14 protein-coding genes are annotated in these 20358 nt (G+C 56.4%); 7 read left to right on the top strand and 7 right to left on the bottom strand.

Features of this window, described 5'->3' with window-relative positions:
* Together VGE80_RS10125 and VGE80_RS10120 are read left to right on the top strand one after the other, a co-directional pair.
* A partial coding sequence (locus VGE80_RS10125) for a hypothetical protein (protein WP_440592578.1) occupies positions 1–312 on the top strand: 312 nt, incomplete at its 5' end.
* A gap of 166 nt (positions 313–478) precedes the next feature.
* Positions 479–850, top strand: coding sequence for a hypothetical protein (locus tag VGE80_RS10120; protein WP_440592577.1), 372 nt, complete (start codon positions 479–481; stop codon positions 848–850).
* A gap of 177 nt (positions 851–1027) precedes the next feature.
* On the opposite strand, the gene VGE80_RS10115 is transcribed toward VGE80_RS10120, so the two are convergent.
* From VGE80_RS10115 to VGE80_RS10095, 5 genes are all read right to left on the bottom strand, one after another.
* Positions 1028–2179, bottom strand: a complete 1152-nt coding sequence (locus tag VGE80_RS10115) for a DUF255 domain-containing protein (RefSeq protein ID WP_440592576.1) — start codon at positions 2177–2179, stop codon at positions 1028–1030.
* A 369-nt stretch (positions 2180–2548) separates the two neighbouring features.
* Complete coding sequence (locus tag VGE80_RS10110; RefSeq protein WP_440592575.1) at positions 2549–3610, bottom strand: sialidase family protein; 1062 nt, start codon at positions 3608–3610, stop codon at positions 2549–2551.
* Between the two features lie 115 nt (positions 3611–3725).
* Positions 3726–5228, bottom strand: a complete 1503-nt coding sequence (locus tag VGE80_RS10105; RefSeq protein ID WP_440592574.1) for a hypothetical protein — start codon at positions 5226–5228, stop codon at positions 3726–3728.
* A 128-nt stretch (positions 5229–5356) separates the two neighbouring features.
* Entirely contained in the window at positions 5357–6400 is a 1044-nt protein-coding gene (locus VGE80_RS10100) for a Gfo/Idh/MocA family protein (protein WP_440592573.1), read from the bottom strand.
* A 258-nt stretch (positions 6401–6658) separates the two neighbouring features.
* Positions 6659–9463, bottom strand: coding sequence for an FG-GAP repeat domain-containing protein (locus VGE80_RS10095; RefSeq protein WP_440592572.1), 2805 nt, complete (start codon positions 9461–9463; stop codon positions 6659–6661).
* Between the two features lie 244 nt (positions 9464–9707).
* Here VGE80_RS10095 and VGE80_RS10090 point away from each other — a divergent pair, with 244 nt between their 5' ends.
* From VGE80_RS10090 to VGE80_RS10070, 5 genes are all read left to right on the top strand, one after another.
* Positions 9708–10394 (top strand): GntR family transcriptional regulator, encoded by a 687-nt coding sequence (locus tag VGE80_RS10090; protein ID WP_373651679.1) that lies wholly within the window; start codon positions 9708–9710, stop codon positions 10392–10394.
* 201 nt (positions 10395–10595) lie between these two features.
* Entirely contained in the window at positions 10596–12164 is a 1569-nt protein-coding gene (locus VGE80_RS10085) for a DUF1501 domain-containing protein (RefSeq protein WP_440592571.1), read from the top strand.
* A gap of 107 nt (positions 12165–12271) precedes the next feature.
* Positions 12272–13177 (top strand): DUF1559 family PulG-like putative transporter, encoded by a 906-nt coding sequence (locus tag VGE80_RS10080; protein ID WP_373651681.1) that lies wholly within the window; start codon positions 12272–12274, stop codon positions 13175–13177.
* A gap of 30 nt (positions 13178–13207) precedes the next feature.
* The gene (locus VGE80_RS10075; RefSeq protein WP_373651682.1) at positions 13208–13666 is read left to right on the top strand and encodes a hypothetical protein; all 459 of its coding nucleotides are present in this window, start codon (positions 13208–13210) and stop codon (positions 13664–13666) included.
* A gap of 1010 nt (positions 13667–14676) precedes the next feature.
* On the top strand, positions 14677–15441 hold the full coding sequence (locus tag VGE80_RS10070) for a S1 family peptidase (RefSeq protein WP_373651683.1): 765 nt from the start codon (positions 14677–14679) through the stop codon (positions 15439–15441).
* A gap of 553 nt (positions 15442–15994) precedes the next feature.
* Here the strand turns inward: VGE80_RS10070 and VGE80_RS10065 are convergent.
* Both VGE80_RS10065 and VGE80_RS10060 read right to left on the bottom strand, forming a co-directional pair.
* Positions 15995–18571, bottom strand: coding sequence for a DUF255 domain-containing protein (locus tag VGE80_RS10065; protein WP_440592570.1), 2577 nt, complete (start codon positions 18569–18571; stop codon positions 15995–15997).
* 537 nt (positions 18572–19108) lie between these two features.
* Entirely contained in the window at positions 19109–19720 is a 612-nt protein-coding gene (locus VGE80_RS10060) for a superoxide dismutase (RefSeq protein WP_397570332.1), read from the bottom strand.
* Between the last annotated feature and the right edge of the window lie 638 nt (positions 19721–20358).

The raw sequence follows: 20358 nt of genomic DNA, 5'->3' as shown, positions 1-20358 counted from the left end.
TATTCAACGAATGAGGACGACAAGAATGCATTCCTGGAAAAGATTCGGGATGAGGTAGCACTGGAGTGGGCAAAGCGAGTGAAGCCGAAGGCAGAAAAGGAGGAGATGGTTTCAACGAAAGTGGGGAAGTATGAATCGCTTTTCTTTGAAACACTGCTCAAAGGAAAAGGCAGGAAGGTCCAGTGGCGGCAATGGGTCTTTATGGCGGGCGACCGCTGCTTCTTTATCGTGAGTACTATTCCACTTCATCTTGATGACGAAATCTTTCCTGACGTCGAGTCCATGGTACAGTCATTCGAAATGAGCAAGTGAACGAGAGACTACCGCGTCGAACGAGGATCGATGCCGTTACTTTCCGAAATTATGTTCGAATCATCGACGTAGGTGGACCACTGTCTGTCCGTCTCTACAAGCCAGCTTCAACCTCCTTTTGCTATTCAAGCGAACTTGAAACGTTCAATTCATGGAGCTTCCGGCAATGTCACGCTACGTCGGTTGGATGGGGCTTGCGCAGGTTGGCATTGTTGTCGTCGCGTACGTGGTCGTGAATTTGATGCTTGATATTCTCGGGTATCCTGAAGCAGAACTCGTAAGGTGGAATCCCATTGCAGTTCGATTTTACCACCACGGAGCAGGACTACTCATCGTACCGATCCTCTGGGTCCCCTATGCCCTGGTTTGCGAGCAAATCGACAGAGGATTGTTCTCTGCGACACTGGCAATGATTTTTGGGATTCTTTTTCCGCTGCTCATCCTGGTTGCGTTCCTGAACGCAATTGCTACACCTTACACTCGGCCCCTCTTACGAGCAGCGCCGCCACGGTCGCAGTCGGTACATCCCGGCCGTTGAACAACGACTTTGGCTGCATGGAACTCGTATCAATCACCGTCATTGAAGTAGCGGCACGTTGCACGTTCGTGAGGAATCGACCGCAACCTCACGGCAGCGATTGATGCTCTGATCCAATTCACTTCTGCCGAGCAGGCATTTTGGTGAATGATGTACTCTCATCGAAAACGCTGTCGGTTAGTTCGATGACTGTTCGGCCAGCTTTTTCTCGCGGCGGATGCGGAAGTCGTTGAGGTCTGCTTCGAGTGAGGTCAGGTCCTCGTCGGTGAGCGACTTCCGCGTGTCGCGGAGCATTTTCATGAAGTGGGCGATTTCCTCTGCGGCTCCGGGGTAGCCGATGTTCCCCTTGTCGCTGACGGACGTCGCGAGGACCTCGCCAGCGGGGCCCATGATGATGAACCAGGGATGTCCATTGGCGTTGGGCGGACGGTGTGCTTCTGAGACTTTTACGCCGTTGGACATTCGCAGAGTGTCGATCTTCACGTCGACAAAGTCTTTTGCAAGTAACGATTCATGATCCTGTACGAACTGCGACAGCACCTTACACCAGCCGCAATAGGGGTCCCCGACGCGAAAGAGAACTCGTTTGTCACTGCTTTTCGCGAGTTCCAGTTTTGAAGAGAGCAGTTGCTCGGCGTCGACCTTTGGCACGACCCATTTGGACAGGAAGGCGGTGACCCGAGCAGGATCGTGTCGCCGCCCCTGCTCGAGCGGCTCGGTGTCCTGGTTGGTCAGAACTTTGCCCTCTTGATCGACGATTGTCAGGTGCGGAAATCCCTGGACGCTGTGGTCGCCGGTATATTCCTTCATCAATTTCTCATTGGAATTCGAATCAACAAGAACGAGCTCGTACTCTTCGTTGACGATCTTGGCGACTTCCGGGACCTTGGTGAAACAATCGTGAAGCAGGTGACACCAGCCGCACCAGTTTCCGCCCCATTCGATGATGACCTGTTTGTCATCGCGTTGTGCACGTCGGACCGCTTTCGCGATCAACTCCTTGGCATCGGCAGTTTCATCGTAGATGGGCTTTCGCTTGGGTTTTGCGGGAGCTGCCGCTTCGACCGGAGTTTCCGCCGGTTCACTGCTCGTGCTTTCAGACGCGAGTGCAGGCTGCCTTGGGGTTTCTACGGCAACTGGGGTCGTCGACTCTTTGGATTCCGCCCCGGCGACGGATTGAGCTGTACTTGCTGTTGCTGGAGCAGCAGGAGCTGCAGGTGACCGGCTTTGACGGTTCGGCTCAGCCACGCTCCCACATCCAACCAGACCTATCGAAATCGTAGTAAGCAGGAATGCCAAGCTCAGCATCGATCGGACGATTCGTCTCATAGGAAGTTCCTTACGACGGGAATGCCGACAACCGGGTGTCGTTGCTGCGAGGACTGCGGGCTTGGGGGAGTGTGCCCGACCGACTCTCACTGACAAAGACATTATGCCATTATTCCCGCCGAGAAAGCGATCCCGTCTCAGAATTGTCGTTTGGGGGGAATGATCTCCGGCACCGCTCCAGAGATCTTGATCAAAGGTCAATTCACTCAACGAAGAGAGATGGGGAAGGGGAGTGGGGATACCGAAGCCCGAAACCACCTGGATGAACGCGGGTGAGGTCGGATCTCATGTGATTCGATCCGACCTGTGCGGGTGGTTTACGGGCCTTCGCGCTGGTGCACGGCACGAAGTGCTGAGTCGCACTGGCTGCTACCAGTCGATTGCCAGCTTGGTCCAGCGAATGCCACAGACACCTTGTTCGACCGACCAGTTGGTGGCGAGGATCGTTCCATCCTGCAGTTTGATGGCTGTGGGGAAGCCGAACTGAAAACTATCCAGTTCATCGACTCCGGTTGCCCCCTGATTCGGACCATCACGGAAGTCACGAGCGTCGTAGAGCAGGCCTTCGTAGACGACGGTCCAGGCAGTTTCGGTGAAGGTGACGAGCGCCATCACGATTCCCTGCTGACCGTAGCGGCGATTGTAAAGCACCAGCAGCCGATCTTCGCCCAGGGGGAGGAACGACAGGGTCTGGCCACGGATCCCCGTGGACTGGGGGTGACTCCAGGTCCAGCCGTGATCGTGCGAAATGGCGAAGCTGTTGGGTTGATCGTGGTATTCCCCGAGAGTCACCGTCCAGGCCGTTCCCATGACCGTTCCCGGGGTGATCTCTTCAAACTTCTGTTCCCAATACCCGTGTTTGTCGTTCGGATCTTTGAAGGCGGTTCGCAGATGAGGCCAGGTTTTTCCCCCGTCGTCAGAAATCGCGAGGACGACCTCTTCACCCAGACGCTCCTTCGTTGCGAGGACGGCACCGGGAGCGAGTAATCGGCCGCAGGAGAGAGGTCGAATGGAATGTGAAATCTCCATTCGGTGAGCCGGCATCGGGACCGGCTGCGGCGAGGACCACGTCTGGCCGCTGTCGGTCGACTGGCAAAACAGCGTCTGGCCTTCGCGTTCCCCATAGCGTTCATCGGGGCTCCCCAGATACCGCGTCCCGTAGGCGTAGATCGTCTTTCCATCAGCAGAGAGACTGATCTTGAGTGAGTTTGCAGAAGGGGGATCGATCGTTGCCGGGAGCAGATGTCCTTCGGCCTTCCAGGTTAAGCCACCATCCGTGGACCGAGCCCAATCGGTACCTCCGTGAACGTACTGGCCCCCCCCGACACTGAACGCACAGAGGATGTCGCCATTCGGAAGTTGCACGGCCTGCGGAAAGGCCGACTCTCGTTCATCGACGCGACCGGTACTCAAAATGCGAATTGATGGCAAAGCAGACTCCTTTTTCACTGATACGAATGCGCCGCTGGCTTCCTGGTTCAGCACACGGATTTGCGGAGCGTTAAATCGAGAGACAAATTACTTGTTACTTGCAGGAATTCATGGATCATGTCGAGGCAACCGCCTCGGGCTCAGGTCGTGGTTTGGCTGGGAGCAGGCAGATCGCCAGGATGATCCCGCTGAGGATGAACAGGGCACAGACAAGAAAGCTGAGGCGAAAACCCAAAACAGTGCTGTTCATTCCAAAGGCGGTCCAGCCGGACTGCTTGACACCATCGACGATGGCTCCATACAGATAGCCTGCCGGTGCCGCCGGAACCATCAGCATCGTGACGAAAGCCATGTTCCGTCGTAGTTGGTTGCGGCGTGATGCGGAAACGATGTAGTTCGGGGCGTAGACTCCGACGAGTTCACCCGCACCGTGAATTCCTGAGGCGAGGAGGTAGAGCGGTCCCGTCACCAGCATCGCCCAGATTTGTGACAACAGAAAAATAAATGACGTTGTCACGACTCCAAACCGGGGGCTTGTCCGAATCAGCAGCCACCCCAGCACCACACCGGTCAACATCTTGAAACTGAAACGGAGCATGTTCTGCACCCCGGCCGACTTCTCAGGAAGGTCGCCGAGCAGTTCTTTGGCATAAAGATTCATGTTGGAAGGAATGACGTTACCGGCATAAGCAAGTACCGTCACCAGCGTCGCGATCAGGAGTACTCGCTGCTGCAGGATCGCACGGAAATGATAGATCAGGGCGACGGCAGCACCGCAAGCAGCGACGTATCCGACGGCGGCCATCATTCCCGACGAGGCGACGCCAGCGGAAGTCGGGTTCGGGTGTGAGGAAAAATGCATGAGAACCACCGACCCGAACATCAGGGGAAGTCCGACAAGGACGCCAACAACCGACGAGACGGGCTCTCGCTCGACCTCCTTTTCCACGGGAGCAATCACGAAGAGCTGTGACAGAATTGCGGCAAGAGCCATAATCGGGGCTCCGGCACCGAAGAGAATGATGAAGTTTCTCGGATACTCGAGGCCCGTAAAGTGCAAGCCGAACAGATCGCCTCCCATCAGGGCGGTCTGTACGAAGGAACCCAGAACGGCCAGCAGGGGACCGGCTCCAAACGCCAGTCCCAGGGCGATGCCGCGACGTGACTCATCAGAACCCCGGGCGATGACTTCCCAGAGAAACGCCACGGCGGTGGGGAGTACGGCACCCGACACGGCTCCCTGCATGATGACCATAGCGAGCTTTGTCTGATCCGAGGCTGATGAGGACAGGGTGATCGCCAGCGCCGTCAGCATTACGGCTGAGGCTCCGTAACAGAGTGACAGGTTTCTTTTGAGTGACGAGACACGTGGCGAGAGCCAGGCGATCAGCGCCGGCATGGCGGTCATGGCAAAATACAATGTGCCCGGCAGGTTTGAAGTTCGCGCGTCCGCACCAAGCCGATCGCAGAGTGAGGCCTGCGTGATTCCCACGTACAACACGGGAGCGGCGAGATACTGGGTACCGGTGCAAAGAGCGAACAGGATCAGATTCCAACGCTGCTGCGGCCAGTTCAGGGGACAGCTTTGCAAGGCGTCGGAGGTGGATGTGTCGCTCATAGAGTCTCTTTAGAGAGGCGGTCGGAACCCCGCGTTAGCGGCCATTTTTCACAGCGAAAACCTGCGATCACTGTGAGACGATGTCATCATTCCCAAGGGAAGGGCAAAGGGTGGTTGGGTCGGGCTTTTCAGGATTTCAGTGGCAGCGTGACCGCTTCTCCTGTTCGAGCAGAAATCAGGCTGGCCTCGCAAATCTCGATGGCCGCGCGTCCTTCGGCACCTCCCACCTTGGGGGGGCGTTGCTCGCGAATACTGTCGATGAATTCCTGAATGACGCCGATGTGGGGGAACAATCGGATCGGCGACTTCGGTTCCTTCAGGTAGTCGAAGCGTTCTGGCGTATAGATCCGCTCCCACTTTTCGCCCTTGCCCAGGTCAAGATATTCGAAGTTTTCCAGATCGAACATGGCGTCGCGGCCGAAGCACTGGAAACGAACCTCACTGCTGGGGAGGCTGGGGTCGGCTAATTCTCCCGTGATCCACATGTGGGCCATGATGTTGTCTTCGAACACGATTTGCGCCATGACTGACAACGGGGGGCCGGGGATATCGCTGTAGGTCGTGGCCTGGGCGAAGACCTTAATCGCGTTTCGTCCGGTGAGCCAGCGAAGGAAGTCCGTATTGTGAGAGGCCATCCCCATGAAGAGTCCGCCCCCTTTGGGATCGGACATCCAGGCCCGATCCTTGAACAGGTCACGCGAGAGACTCAGAGGAAATGCGGAGACCGTGCGGAGCATCTGCACGGGACCGGTGGTTCCGTTGTCGATCAGTTCTTTCGCCTTGTTGGTGATCTTGCGGTAACGCTCTGTCTTGACCACGCTGAGGTTCACCTTGGCCGCTTCACAATCCGCGATCATCTGGTCGCATTCGGCCACCGTGGGGGCCATGGGCTTTTCGACAAGCACATGCTTTCCCGCCGCCGCCGCTTTCTGAGTCAGTTCCACACGAGCGATATCGGGGGTGGCCAGAATGACCGCGTGCACGTCGTCTCGAGCAAGCAGTTCTTCGTAGGAGGCGATGGCGGGGACGTCATAGTCTTTGGCGAGTTGTTCAGCCCGACGACCTCCCGAAATGGCGGCCAGGCGACAACCTTTGGCATGGTTGGCAACAACCTCGCTGTACGTCAGGCCCATGAAACCGCTGCCAATCATTCCGACGCCAATCGTCTGCATGAAGTATCCTCGAATCGTTGGAGAATTTTCGTGTCTTGAAGCAGGTGTTTTTGAATGGTCCCGTGACAGAGTGCTGCAGCATACCTTTGCGTCGCTGAATTTCCGAACAGGCGCATTCGCAGCTTTGCGGTGGACATCAGCGATTTGCCAGTCATCTCAATGATTGCGCCTGCAGGGGAGCACGGTCCTTTAGCAAGAGGGGCCGCGCTCTGATCTGCAGGTGACGCCGTCGCGCGAAGTGCGAATCAGGCGACGTGATTACTTTTCCAGTTTGAGTTCGACACGCTCAATCTGCGGGTAGCGGTCGCCGTTATCGGAAACCAGGACGGCTCGATACTGGATGGCTCGATGATCTGCTGCCACCGGGACAGATTGTTTCTCGATGGGTGTCCATGCAGCTTTGTCGAGTTTCGATTTGTCCGCAGCCGATCGAACGGAGAACTGAGCCAGCGTCTTTTCTGGCAGAGTTACCTTCGCAGAAAGATGGACACTGTTCGCCTTGTCGGACCACTCAAAGACGCGAGATTCGAATGCGTGGCGGTACTTGCGGTTGTAAATGTGACCGATGTCGGCTGCCCAGAGCAGGTGAGGTCCGTTCGTTGGCAGCTTTTGAATTGTCGGATTCTCGAATCGAGCACCATCGTTGTAGAAGACCTTCGACAGAGTGCGGTGGTCACCGTGTCGGGTGTGGCAATTGACAGCGAGGTCAATTTTGCCGTCCCCATTGAAATCGCCAGCGAGTGAGTCATTGACCGAATCGGCAAAGATTGTCGTCCGCTTGCGCGTTCCGAAGCCGGACTTACTTCCCCAGTAGAGATGGCAGGCGAGGTCCTCGCGAGTCAGCTCGCCGCTGTGCTGGGGGGAAAAAATGTCGAGATAGCCGTCGCTGTCGAAATCGGCGATGGTTCGTCCCAGCGGAGAGAATCCAGGCAGCCACTGAGCATTGGCGTGCTGATAGCCCGTCGGTTCTCCCCAGAAGATGACCAGTCCCATATCGCGGTGGCCGGAAACGGGATCGTTGTAGCTGGCGGAAAGCAGGTCCAGCCAGCCGTCTCCGTTGAAGTCAGCCGCGTCCACACCCAGTGGTCCGGAGATTTTCAGACGCTGCTCCCGACTGGTGTCGTATCCTTCAGGGCTTCCCCAGAGAATGCGGACGCAGTCGAGCGACCGTGAGGTAACGGCGATATCCAGCCAGTTGTCGCGGTTGAAATCCGCAATCAGATGCTCCTGAGCGTAGCCCCCCAGAACAAGGACGGCGCGGCGTTTGGGCGAATAACCGTCTGCTCCGCCGTAATAGATATAGAGTTCTTCCGGTTCACCTGGATGATCGGGGCCGAATGGTTCGAGCACCAGATCGAGATATCCGTCGCGATTGAGGTCAGCGACGCCGCTGGTCCCCAGAAAGTGTTCGTGCAGTACCGTTCGTTTGGTCGCTTTTTCCAGTCCTTCCGGAGTACCCCAGAGGATGTTCGCTCCGAGTGTTTCATCGCTGTGAGCATGTTCTCCGGCGTGTCCCGAGTTGAGGATGATCAGGTCAGTAAAGCCATCGGCGTTGAGGTCTGCGGCACTCGATTCATAACCGCTGTGAAACGGCAGCTTCCAGAGGTTTTGCGGGTCGAACCCTTGCGGGCTGCCCCAGTACATGTGCAGGGGGACTGCTTCGTCCAGTTCTCCCCCGATGCTGTTGCAGAAGACGGCTCGAGCCGGGAGTTCTTTTTCGGCCGGGGCGACGGCAACGTGCAGTGTCCCTGACGTTTGAAAGCCTTTCTCACCCCGCTTGAAGTTTCTCTGTCCATCACCAAACCAGGGAAATGATTCCCCATTGAAGGTGGTCTGGCCCTGATGGACTGCGACAGCCAGATCGATGTTGCCATCACCATCGAGGTCTCCTGCTGCCGTGGCAACGGCAATCGGGGCCTCCAGATTCGTGATCCGGTTTGCGGCATACCCCGAGGCGTCCCCCCAGAAGACCCGAACGACGTCGTTCGCGTTCTTGCCGACACCCGCTTGCTCGCCTCCCGCCGCGCGAGCCTGATCGAATTGAGTCAGCACGATGTCGGCGCGTTTGTCCTGATCGAGATCGGCAATTGTGATCTGCGTCGCCGGGAATGCAGGAATTCGTACGGGTTCGGACCAGGTCCGTCCCTCTGCTGACACGACCAAAGTCAACGCTGCTGCGGAGGACCCGACGACGAGGTCGTCCTTGCTGTCTCCAGAGATGTCACCCGAGGCAAGGCAAGTTGAATCGGCCATTGGAAGGGTGACTTCGGTCGACGTCGGCGACCACGGCTTTGCCTCTGGCAGACTACTCCAGATGAGAGAGAGCTTGCCATCGGACCTCAGGATTGCGAGATCACGTTTTCCATCCTGATCGAAGTCTCCGGACGCCAGGTCTGAGGCCTCAGGAATTCCCAGATCGTGATATTCCGTCACGTTGAATCCGGCGGGGCTGCCCCAATAAAGGCGAATAATCCTGCCCGGGGGTTGCTGCGGCATCCAGCGCGAACCCCCCAGTACGGCGATATCTTCCCAGCCATCTCCGTTCAGGTCCACGATATCAACGGAGGCTGCTGCCTCGATGGGCAGAGGTGAATTGATTCTATGCGACGACCATCCATCGGGACCGCCCCAGGCGATCATGACGAAACGTCGATTGTGATGGACTCCAATCGGATTAGGACAGAAGACAACATCGCTGTAGCCGTCATGATTTAGGTCAGCAATCGCACATCGTTGGGACCCCTCGACGGTGATCTCCGCTGTCTGTGTTGTGCGGTCCTTCGCAACGGTCCCCGCGCTGGCGGGCAGCATCTGGTACGTGTTGTGCGTGCAGTTAAAGAGCAGGTCTAGGTAACCATCCGAGTTCAGATCGAAACGGTTGATGGTGCGGAGCGTGCCATCTTTGGAGGGGTAAAAGTTGTGACCACCGTCGTCAAACTTGCCTGCGACGAAATCGGCGTGTAAATCGTCGACGAATTTCTGAGGCTCGGCAGCAAAACCGAGCTGATACGCGAGAATCGTGAAGAAGAGTGCTGCATCATGAACGAATTTCCGCTCCGCCATTCGAGAATCTTTCGCGAGGTGTTAGTGGAGTACGCTGTTGACGTCGTTCGCAGTGGGTATGTGGTTTCCCGAAAAGAAGTTAGCTCGACAGGCTGCAAAACAGGGATTTTGAGGCAGCGGGTCGCTCGGATCAAGGATCTCATCGTGGCAAACTTTGCTGCCACGCGAATTTGATTTCAGATGTTACGTGGATTGTCGACGAAATACAATTGTTTTTCGTCGACGGATGCATTAGCTTCTTCTTATGGTTACCAAGCTGAAAACCGTCCAAACGACGGCCATTTATGAAAATCTCCGGCGTCGACTGACCCATGGTCAGTTAGCGGCGGGTTCGCGACTTGTTGAAGAGAAGTGGGCCGAGCTTCTGGATGTGAATCGCAGCGCCTTACGGGAAGCTCTCAATATGCTCGCACACGAGGGCTTGCTTGAGACGGGGCCGAAGGGGGGATTTTTTGTTCCCGTCCAGACGCAAGCGGTTCTCGATGAGATTCTGGAAGTGCGACTTGCGATCGAGGTCGGTGCATTAGAGATCTTGCGAATCCGCGGCTCCATTCCCCCCGAAGGGTTAGAGCAGCTTCAGCAAATCTGCGGACTGATGCAGCAGTTGCTCGATTCGGGCTTTGAATACGGTTACGCCGAAGCGGATCGCAAATTCCATGAGGTGTTGGTGGGGATGGCGGGGAACTCGCGACTGGCTCGTGTTTATCAGCATGCTCCGCTGCCAATTTCCCCATTACCGGAAAGTTCTGAAGAGGGCCGTCGGGAGAACATGCAGCAGACGTTGTCCGACCACCGCGAGCTGTACCGTCTGTTGACGGAAGGGGCCGTGGAAGAGGCAATAAGGCTCTTGCGTCGGCATCTGCTGGTAGACCATCGAGAAATTGACAATCCGAGTTCAGGTGAACAGGTCGAGGCAAGCAGGAACGAGTAGCGAGGGGCTCAGCAGGCCACGAATTCGTGGCTCGCCCGCTCGAGGTTACTGTGACTCTTCATGTTCGGAAGGAATCAGATATCGCGCTTAACTGATCAGTATCAGTGTCCGTCATAAGCTGCGCCTGTCCGCCATAAGGTGGGGCGCCGTTCTGACGACGGGCACGTAAATCTCATCCTTGTCGCCCGTCGGAAGACTGTTATGCGAGATTCCCATCACCACAACGGATGTCGTCGCAGCGATCATCCCGGTATTGACCGGCGCGAACTTCTTCATGCAGGAGCGCTCACACTCCTGGGGACGGGTCTGGGTGATCTGCTGAAGCTCGAAGCTCTGGCAGGCACCTCAGCGAAATCGGCTCCGGCCAAGTCTGTCATTTTCATTTTTCAGTCGGGTGGGCCGTCTCAGCATGAGACGTTTGATCCAAAGCCGGAAGCGCCTGAAGTCGTGCGTGGCGAATACAGTTCGATCGCCACGGTGAATCCCGAACTCAGGGTTTGCGAGTACTTACCGAAGCTGGCTCAACGTGCGAATCTGTATTCGATCGTCCGTACGATGTACCATCCGTCGGATCGACAGTTCCGCAATGAACATAGTGCGGCCATGTATATGGTCAACACAGGCTATAATTCTCTGCCACCTGGTGAGAATACCAATTCGATTGCGATCCAGCGGTCTCGTCCGCTGGAGTGGCCGTCGATCGGTTCGATGATCTCTTATGCGGTCCCTCCCTCGAAAGGTTGTGGGCTTCCCCCAGTCATTGAAGTTCCCCGAACGCGTATCAGCTCGGGGGAATCCATCACCCCCGGCACTGCTCCGGGGATGCTGGGGCCGAAGTACACACGGTGGCGAGTCCATCTCGCACCACCGTGTCACGCACCCGATGCTGCAGGCTCGTGTCCAAACTGTTTCAGTCACGATCAGCCTGATGACCCCGATCGGCAACCCGGTAAGCTCCCGAAGTCGTGGTATGACAATTCGAGCTGTCGAAATCCCGATTTTGTCCTGCCCGATCTGGGAATGGGGCAGGGAGCTGTGGTTGAGCGAGTCGAGAACCGCGCCGCGCTGCTGGCTTCGCTGGATCAGATGCGGCGCAACCTCGACAGCTACAACAGCGTCCAAAAGTACGATGCCTACCAGCGTCAGGCACTGGAGCTGATTGTTTCGCAACGGGGAAAGCGTAATCCGTTCGATTTGACGCAAGAGACTCCGGAAATGCGCGATCAATATGGTCGCGAGGAATGGGGCCAGGCTCTGCTTGTTGCACGTCGACTGGTGGAATCCGGCGTGCGGATGGTGCAGGTCAATCTGCGAGGCTGGGATACGCATCAGAATGCATTCCGCGACTTGAAAGGAAAGTTGCTTCCTTCGCTGGATCGGTGCCTCAGCGGGTTCCTGGACGATATGCACGTACGGGGACTGCTAAGCGAAACATTGATTGTCATGTGTGGAGAGATGGGCCGGACGCCGAAGATTTCGCCAATTGCTGTTGGCGGTATCAACGCTGCGGGTGTTCCATTCACACCAGGGCGGCATCATTGGGGCGACGTCTTCCCCTGTTTGTTTGCCGGCGGAGGCGTGACCCCGGGACTGGCGATTGGCAAGACTGATCGCGAAGGGGGTCTGCCCGTCACTGAAGGTTATACGCCGGCCGACATGGCCGCGACGATTTTTTCTCAAATGGGCATCGGGCACGACGAAGAGTTCCCCGATATCGATGGACGCCCATTTCGCATCTATCAAGGGAGTCCTATCGCCAGCGTTCTCTAATCATCAGAGGCTGCACAGAAACGCCGCACGTTGCAGCCTCTCATTTCATTTTCTTTGCGCTCAAACCTGTCCAAGTTTCTTCACTTTGTCTATTTGGAGGTTGTCCCATGTCGCGCCAAAGGTCTCGCGGTTTCACACTGATCGAACTACTCGTGGTGATCGCGATTATCGCGGTCCTCATTGCACTGCTGCTGCCTGCGGTGCAACAGGCACGAGAAGCTGCCAGGCGGACCCAGTGCCGCAACAACCTCAAGCAATTGGGGCTGGCCATGCACAACTACAACAGCAGCTTCAACGTCATGCCTGCCGGACGTTACTCTCTCGCCGGGACTCCTTATCTAGGGCATAGCACTCAAACGATGCTGCTCCCTTACTTCGATCAGGCGAACCTTTACAACGCGTTGAACACCAATGTCGGATTCAATTCTCCCCCGAACTTTACAAAGCTCTCTTTGACAGTCCTGCCCGGCCTGCTGTGCCCGAGCAATCCGGTGACCGAAGGGGTCAACTGGACCGGTGGGACGAATCCCGATGGGGGGGATCCGAACAACGATACTGCTCGGACCCATTACGAAGGGATTTCGGACACCGGAACCGGACGTTTTGCCCCGCTGAGCCTTGTCATCGATAACGGGAACGGGATGTTCTATCACGACTCCAAGGTCACGTTCCGCGACATCACTGATGGTACGACGAATACCCTGGCGTTCTGCGAAATCATTTCGCAGGGACCTGGCACCTACTCATGCTGTTCCTGGATTGCTTACGGCGACGGGATTGGAACTCAGAACGGGATCAACGCACCGTTCCGGTCGACCCCGAATGGTCAGCCTCCTTACCAGCACGATATGTGGGGGGGGAACGCCTTCAGTGGCCCCGCCAGTTACCACACCGGTGGTGCCCACTTTGTGATGGGGGACGGTTCGGTTCGCTTTATCTCTCAGAATATCTCCCAGGTCACTTTGTCGGCACTGACGACCAGAGCCGGCGGCGAAGTCCTGGGTGAGTTCTAAACAAGGTTTTGCCAGTGAGGGGTGAATACTATGCGTTGGTTTGGTTTGCTGTTCGGTGTGGTCGCGATGGCCGGGTTGTCGGGCTGTGGAGAGGCCGGGCTGGAACGGATCGGCATGCACGGAATGGTGACATATAATGGAGAGCCCATCGAGGATGGGGAGATCTCCTTTCAGCCTGTCGAAGGGACGAAGGCTCCCCCGACATCGGCCATCATTACAGAAGGGCGGTATCAATTGCCTGCCAAGTGGGCGCTGGTGCCAGGGACCTATCAGGTCGCGGTCGTTTCCTATCGTGTGGCACTTGATGACAAGCTGCCCGGCGGCGCCCTTGACCGTCCACCCCCATCGGGAGGTATCGAGGTCAAGGACCAGCTCTTGCCGGAAAAGTTCAATACGAAGTCGACGATTGAGCGGATCACAGTCGAATCGGGTCAGGGACCCGTCGAGCAAAATTTTGATTTAGTCGACAACGATCCGCCGAAGAAGTAGATGTTCATTTCTCGAAACTCAAGTGGCATCACGGGCTCGTCTCTGACGAGCCCGTGTCACTTTCCGCGGTGCCCAAATTCTCCCTCGTCAGCGTGTAGGATGAACAGAGTTCTGCGACGGTGAACTCGCACGCCCCGTGGTGTCGGGTCCCGAGAACCTGCTTCTCGCCGCAGGACCACTCGCCTCTCCTGCACAATTTCGGAAATTTCTTATCCGAAGAACGCGCGGGGGGAAAAACGCGTCAAGTAATGTACGCGCTCCGCAGAGCAGTCTTAGCCCGATGTGCTATCGAGAGCCTGTGTTTGAAATCGCACTCGATCAAGTCTAGTCCCGGACGATTAGGCGCGATGACTTGTCGCGAGTCCATTTGATCTATCGAACCACCAGATCACAGGTTGTGAGTCGGCCGAAAATCCAAATCGTGTGGATGCTGCACGGTCGTATCGCTGAAAACTGGTCGCGTCAAAATCGACTGGTGCATTTCCCCTGGGTGCTGCAGAAATCCCGTGAAGTTCTGGTTGCCGGAACTGAATGCACGATGAGGGGCCTTCGAGTCAGCGGAGGCGAGTCGACTGGATCGATTATCTTTGAAAAAGTGGTAGTCTGACTCATCTCGTCGGCATATGATAACCGGCCGAACCTTGCCTGAAAGAGCGTGGGCCGTCAACGTGCAGGACCGATTACAACAGGTCAAATGCCTGACGCGAACATGACTCACTGACGACTTGGCGCTTTCGCAAACGGGTCTCGTTGGCACGTTCGTCTGTTCAAAATCGACGACGTTCGTCTGTTCAAAATCGACGACGGCCGATACAACGCATCCTGACAGAATGTCGACCTGACAACTCGAAGCTGCAACTCGGACGGGAATGGATTCCGGCTCAAAAGATTCTTCATGCTGCAAGGTATGAAGTTGAGGTTTGGTGTTGGTGTAACGTCGCTATCGAACAGGCCCCGGATGGCGGCGGGTTTCGTCGAGGGCTCTGGCAGCTTGGTTGGGGAGGCAAGGAATGCCATTCTTAACGAGAAATGCAGTCGGCTTACTTTTCGTCTCTGCGTTGGCAGTTGACGTTCAGCCGATGACGAAGGCCGAGGATGGAGTTTCCATTATTCGGATTCCGTCCGTTTCGAAAATTGTTGATGAAGACCGTTTTCAGGAGCATGTCGTGGAATCGACTCCGGTCGCCTCGGGCAAGCTGCTGAAGTACGCCGTGAAGCTCCGAGCCAAAGACACGCGATCCGCGCTGGCTTCAGGAGTCAACGTCGCTGACGGCATCCTGACGTGTGCGCACGTTGTCGAAGGATTCTCAGAATTCACAGTGGAATGTGATGGCGAAGCGGCAACCGCACGTGTCGTCACTGTGGATGAACAGCACGACTTGGCGCTGCTGTCTGTGAAATGGACTCAGCCTCACGCAGAAGCTGTGCTGACTAAGACCAGTCCTCAACCGGAGGAACAGCTTACGAGCGTGGGCCGACAGAAGGATGGGACATTTTCGGTCGAACTTCATTCGCTGCAGAAAATCGAAAACAGGGAATATCTCTATACCAACCCGCCCCAGGAAGGACGGAGTGGATCCGGGATCTTCAACTCGGATGGCAAACTGGTTGGGATTGTTCTGGGCAAGATCGTTGATGTTGAACCGTTCATCGGACGGGCTGCCGTGGTCGAAGATGTCAAGAAATTGGTGACTTCGAAGCGTGCGAAGATTAAGGTGGCGAGTCGGCGGAGTGACAGCCAGACTCCCACGGTGGTCCGCAAGAGCTTGCAGTAAGTGCTTCTCAACCTTTGCAGAGCCACTGACTCTCTTCAAATGCCGGCAACAGGGGTGAAATGATGTAGACCCCGAAACTCACGACTGGAGTTCCAACGGTTCGCCGGAATCGATTCCGGTGAGCCGAGCAAATACTGATGGAGACTGCGCCGCGATAATCCTCACCTGACCCGGCCGACGGTTGCGGTGGGGCAAGTTGGCATAACGACTGACGAATCATGAATGGCCGCTCGAGATCCCGGCGATCGCCCTCTTCGTCCCTGTTTCCGTGCGCGTCGAATCCTCCAAACGCGTTGGGGGGATTGTTCCACCCTCGACTGTTGTCAGGAGAGACTGTCCATGCGACCGGACTCGGTCACGTCTGAGCACTGGTGGAGCTATGGATTTCTCGACGGCGGCGTTCCATAGCCAGGTACGGAGATTTCATCGCTTCGAATCTAAAAACACTCTGCATTCCGGTCGGAAACAGGAAAGCAGAGTGCGTCGATTCAGAGATTACGGAGTAGTCTTTCGGCAAACATGTCCGTCCAACACCGTGGCCTTCGAACGCTTGCTACTTACGGCGTTCTTCGCCCTTGGGGGCTTCCTTGAAGAGGCGGGCGTTGATGTTCTTCACGGTTTCTCCCCGATTGGCGACCGCAAGTTTTCCCGTCAGCTTGATCGTCTTGGGTGGACGACAGCCGGTGTCATTACATGCCTGATAGGTAATGGAGATTTCCATTTCGTCCATTTGTCCGGCCGCTTTCTCAGGAACCGTTACAACTCCGCGGATTGCGACTTCCCCCTCGTAGACGTCCACTTCCGCCTCTTCTCCTTCGAACTTGAATCCGTGGCCCTTTGGGTACTTAGGATCGGAGAGTTTTGCACCGGCCTTGGACTTGAAAGTGACCTTCGTGGGAATCAGATGCTCCTGGCTGGGCGGGTTCGCGTTGATATGCCAACCCTCTTTCACGTCCAGCAGGACGAGAAACTGGCTGGTCCCACCGGGTGGCAATTTGTCGGTCGAGAGGTACGCCCGACCGGTGACCAGTTCATCCTTTTTCGGACGTTCTTCTTTCTGATCAGCAAGTACGACTACAGGTTCCTTCGACGCGGCGGGCTGCTGAGCGGCTGCGGGTGTGACCTCGGCTGTCACTTCACGGGTGTCCGCCCCTTTGGTTTCTCGCTCGGCTTCGAGTAATTCGGTCGCTGCCAGGGCGAGATTGGCCAGTCCGCGAGGGGACTGTTCCATGCTCGACGCAAGCAGCTCAATTGTTGCGCGTGCCTCTTCGCGGTAGGCCTCGATTCCGGTCAGTTTTGACAGCCGGATCAGGTTTCTTGCGCTGACACTGTTTCCGGCAGGCAGCACACCGTCATACGAATTTTTTGTGCGCGCCAGAAGCTCTTCGTGATGGTGCGATGTGAAGAAGAACCCACCGTTCGTTTCATCCAGGAACAGGCGCAGCTGTTCGTCCTGCAGTCGCTTTGCCGACTTCAGCCATTTTGAATCTTCAGTGGCGTCGTACAGAGCGAGCAGACCGTCGATGAGAAATGCGTAGTCGTCCAGGTAGGCATTGAGTTTGGCCTGATTGCCCGTCCAGACGTGCAGCAATCGGCCTTGGGGATCACGCAGGTTTTCGAGAAGAAAGGTCGCTGCTTTCTCGGCAACCCGAACGTATTCAGGGTGCTGAAGCGGCGAGGCGGCGCGGGCGAAGGCGCCGATCATCAGTCCATTCCAGCAGGTCAGCACTTTCTCGTCACGAAGTGGTTTCTTGCGGAGATTTCGGACAGCCAGCAGCTTCTTGCGGTCAGCGGTGAATTCATCGAGCTCGCTATTGGCCAGCCCCTTCCCCTCTTCTTGGGCGGCGGTGGCCGATTTAGGCAATCGCCGCGGGGAAAGCCGAAGCACGTTTCCGTGTTCAAAGTCTGACAGGTCCTTGATGCGATACGCTTCCTTGAAACGTTCTGCGCTGTCACCCAGGATGTCGCCAATTTCGCTCGCTTCCCAGACGAAATATTCCCCTTCGATTCCATCGGTTTCAGCGTCGATTGCCGAGTAGAACGCTCCTTCCGGGGACGTCATTTCGCGTGTGACGAACTCCAGGATCTCTTCTGCAACCTGTTTGTAAACGGGGTTGTGGCTGGTGCGAAACCCTTCGACAAACACGTCAGTCAGCTGAGCCTGGTCGTACAGCATTTTTTCAAAGTGGGGGACACTCCAGCGACGATCGACGGAGTATCGATGGAAGCCTCCGCCGACATGATCGCGGATTCCGCCACAGGCCATTTGAATGAGAGTCAGATCCAGTAACTGGGCCACTTCAGGGTTCGGCGTTCTGCGCAGGACCTGCTGAATGAAGTTCAGCTTCGTGGGAGTCGGAAATTTGGGGCCCTCGGGATTGCGGGCATTGAAATCAATTCCGCCGAATTCCGGATCGAAACTCGATGCAATTGCCGCAAAGGCGGTAGAGGTCAACTTGTCGTTGATTTCAATCGTCTTTAGAGCGATTTTGGGTCGCATCAGACGCTGGGTTTCGTTGGAGATGATGTCGGCGTTTGCCAGCATCTGTTCATGCTGATTCTTCCAGACGTCGAGCAGCTTTTCGAGAACCGTCGGGAATCCCTGGCTCCCCTCAGAATCCTCCGGGGGGAAGTAGGTACCGCCCGCCACAGGCTTGGCGTCAGGGGTGAGGAACATCGAAAGGGGCCAGCCTCCATTTGAAGGTGACCCGATCATCTGAAAATAGACCTGCAGGGCGGTCATGTAGATATCATCGATATCAGGGCGCTCTTCGCGGTCAACTTTGATGCAGACAAAGTGTTCGTTCAGCGTCTTGGCAATCGCTTCATTGCTGAAGACGTTTCGCTCCATCACGTGACACCAGTAGCAACTGCTGTAACCCACGGACAGAAAGACCAGCTTGTTTTCTTTTCGGGCTTTCTCGAACGCTTCCGGACCCCAGGGGTACCAGTCGACGGGATTGTGAGCGTGGAGCAGCAGATAAGGGCTGCTCTCAGTGGCGAGGCGGTTAGTGCGCTCGGCCTTGTTGCCGGGTGGGGAGGCTTCCTGCGAAGCCAGGTCCCGTTCGCACAGCACTGCCGATCCAACCAACCCAATCAGGGTCACCAAAACCCGACGGTCAAGTCGCATATCTTGCATTTCGCGTCCTGCCTTTGCCGATTCCATGTCACAGTGAAACTGTACAGTGGAACTATAACGGTTTGACGATACAGAGGTTCGGAACTCCATCAAGGCCCCGACTTTGTCTTGATTCTAATTTCCCGGAGGCGACGCCGAAAGGGGACAGCAGCGCTGTCAACGTCGATGTTGTACCTGAATTCCCTGAAGGGGAGGGCCTGCGCGCGGGGACGCGGCTGGCTGGAACCATCGATGACAGCGGTTTGGGGGGGGAGACTATTCGAGTCGGCGTCTGAAGTGGACACCGTAGCGGCGGGGGGACTTTGGAGGGATCCGGGGCGGGCTCGCCGAACTTCATCGGGGAGCCGGTCCGGTGGATTGCAGCGAGTCAGTGTCGCAGTGATTGACTTTGACTCGCACGGCCACTCCTCCCTGTTCAGGACAAGCAGGAGTGGCACGCGGGTCATTTCGCAGTCAGTGCTGTACGTCGAGAAAACAAAGGGTCTTCTGAACGATCAGCCTGTCGACTGCTCTCTCGCAGGTGTGAGATTACTTCTTTGCTTCTGCATAGCGGCGAGCAACTTCAGGCCAGTTGACGATGTTCCAGAAGGCGGCGATGTAGTCTGGTCGGCGGTTCTGGTAGTGCAGGTAGTAAGCGTGTTCCCAGACGTCGAGTCCCAGCAGTGGCGTGCGGCCTTCCATCAGGGGGCTGTCCTGGTTTGGGGTGCTTTCGATGAGCAGTTTGCCCTTATCGAACGACAGCCAGGCCCAACCGCTGCCGAAGCGGCTCGTGGCGGCCGCGTTGAATTTTTCTTTGAACGTGGCGAAGCTGCCAAAGGTGCTGTTGATCGCCTGGGCGAGTTCGCCGGTCGGTTCCGCTCCGGTGTGAGGAGCGAGAATGGTCCAGAACAGCGAGTGATTTGCATGTCCGCCTGCGTTATTGCGGATGACGGTGCGAATGTCTTCGGGAACGGCTGCCAGGTTGCTGATGATTTCTTCCGCCGATTTATTGGCGAGTGCTGGCTGTCCTTCGAGTTTCGCGTTGGCGTTGTTGATGTAGGCCTGATGGTGTTTCGTGTGGTGAATCTCCATCGTCTTGGCATCAATAAACGGCTCGAGCGCGTTCGTCGCATACGGCAATGGTGGCAATACGAAAGCCATAATAATCTCCTGAGTGAAATCGGTCGTTCAGAATGATGCAAACGGGGCAGACTTGTCGGTTCTTCTCGTGCAATTTTCCTGCCGTGATTCTAGGTGTTCCCTGCAGTGAAGCAAAGCAAGACGGCGAAGTGACTCTGAACTTTCAGCATGGAGGGTGGAAATCGTCCGGGAGCGAAATCGTCCAGGGGCGGATGTTCGATTATCGGAATCTCGGTGAACTGAGTAGACGACGCACACTCTCGCACGTAGAGTCTTCAACGATTCGCATGCGAAGGTGAACGGGGATTTGTTCGTTTTTTGTGGATCGAAACGTCCTTGGGTTTGTCCCGCCGGGCTCACGCAAGCGTTCGAGTTCCGTTGTTCGAGCAATCCTTGCGGTCACTTCGCGAGTGTGAGCCACGTCGTTCGGCTGCCGTCGGTGGAAACGGCAATCGAGTTGCGACGCCTGACGGTCCTGAACCCACTACCACGCTTCTGGTTCATCGGGCACTCCGATGACACCGGGAATTGCCACGGAAACACCGATGAAAGTTCAGCAGTTTCTCGAACACCACGGCCTTAATCAGAACCCCTTCAGTCAGGAAGACGCCCAGACCGATCCGCTGTTTCAGAAGCTGGGAGCGGATGGCACCTTCCAT

The organism is Schlesneria sp. (genome assembly GCF_036405755.1).
Lineage (GTDB): Bacteria > Planctomycetota > Planctomycetia > Planctomycetales > Planctomycetaceae > Schlesneria > Schlesneria sphaerica.
Note: the sequence above shows the minus strand (reverse complement) of the source record. Positions and strands in the feature narration are given on the sequence as shown.

Coding starts and splice junctions, on each gene's coding strand:
- VGE80_RS10100 (WP_440592573.1), bottom strand. CDS start 6,400: ATGCAGACGATTGGCGTCGGAATGATTGGCAGCGGTTTCATGGGCCTG.
- VGE80_RS10105 (WP_440592574.1), bottom strand. CDS start 5,228: ATGAGCGACACATCCACCTCCGACGCCTTGCAAAGCTGTCCCCTGAAC.
- VGE80_RS10070 (WP_373651683.1), top strand. CDS start 14,677: ATGCCATTCTTAACGAGAAATGCAGTCGGCTTACTTTTCGTCTCTGCG.
- VGE80_RS10080 (WP_373651681.1), top strand. CDS start 12,272: ATGTCGCGCCAAAGGTCTCGCGGTTTCACACTGATCGAACTACTCGTG.
- VGE80_RS10115 (WP_440592576.1), bottom strand. CDS start 2,179: ATGAGACGAATCGTCCGATCGATGCTGAGCTTGGCATTCCTGCTTACT.
- VGE80_RS10120 (WP_440592577.1), top strand. CDS start 479: ATGTCACGCTACGTCGGTTGGATGGGGCTTGCGCAGGTTGGCATTGTT.
- VGE80_RS10090 (WP_373651679.1), top strand. CDS start 9,708: ATGGTTACCAAGCTGAAAACCGTCCAAACGACGGCCATTTATGAAAAT.
- VGE80_RS10095 (WP_440592572.1), bottom strand. CDS start 9,463: ATGGCGGAGCGGAAATTCGTTCATGATGCAGCACTCTTCTTCACGATT.
- VGE80_RS10075 (WP_373651682.1), top strand. CDS start 13,208: ATGCGTTGGTTTGGTTTGCTGTTCGGTGTGGTCGCGATGGCCGGGTTG.
- VGE80_RS10060 (WP_397570332.1), bottom strand. CDS start 19,720: ATGGCTTTCGTATTGCCACCATTGCCGTATGCGACGAACGCGCTCGAG.
- VGE80_RS10065 (WP_440592570.1), bottom strand. CDS start 18,571: ATGCGACTTGACCGTCGGGTTTTGGTGACCCTGATTGGGTTGGTTGGA.
- VGE80_RS10085 (WP_440592571.1), top strand. CDS start 10,596: ATGCGAGATTCCCATCACCACAACGGATGTCGTCGCAGCGATCATCCC.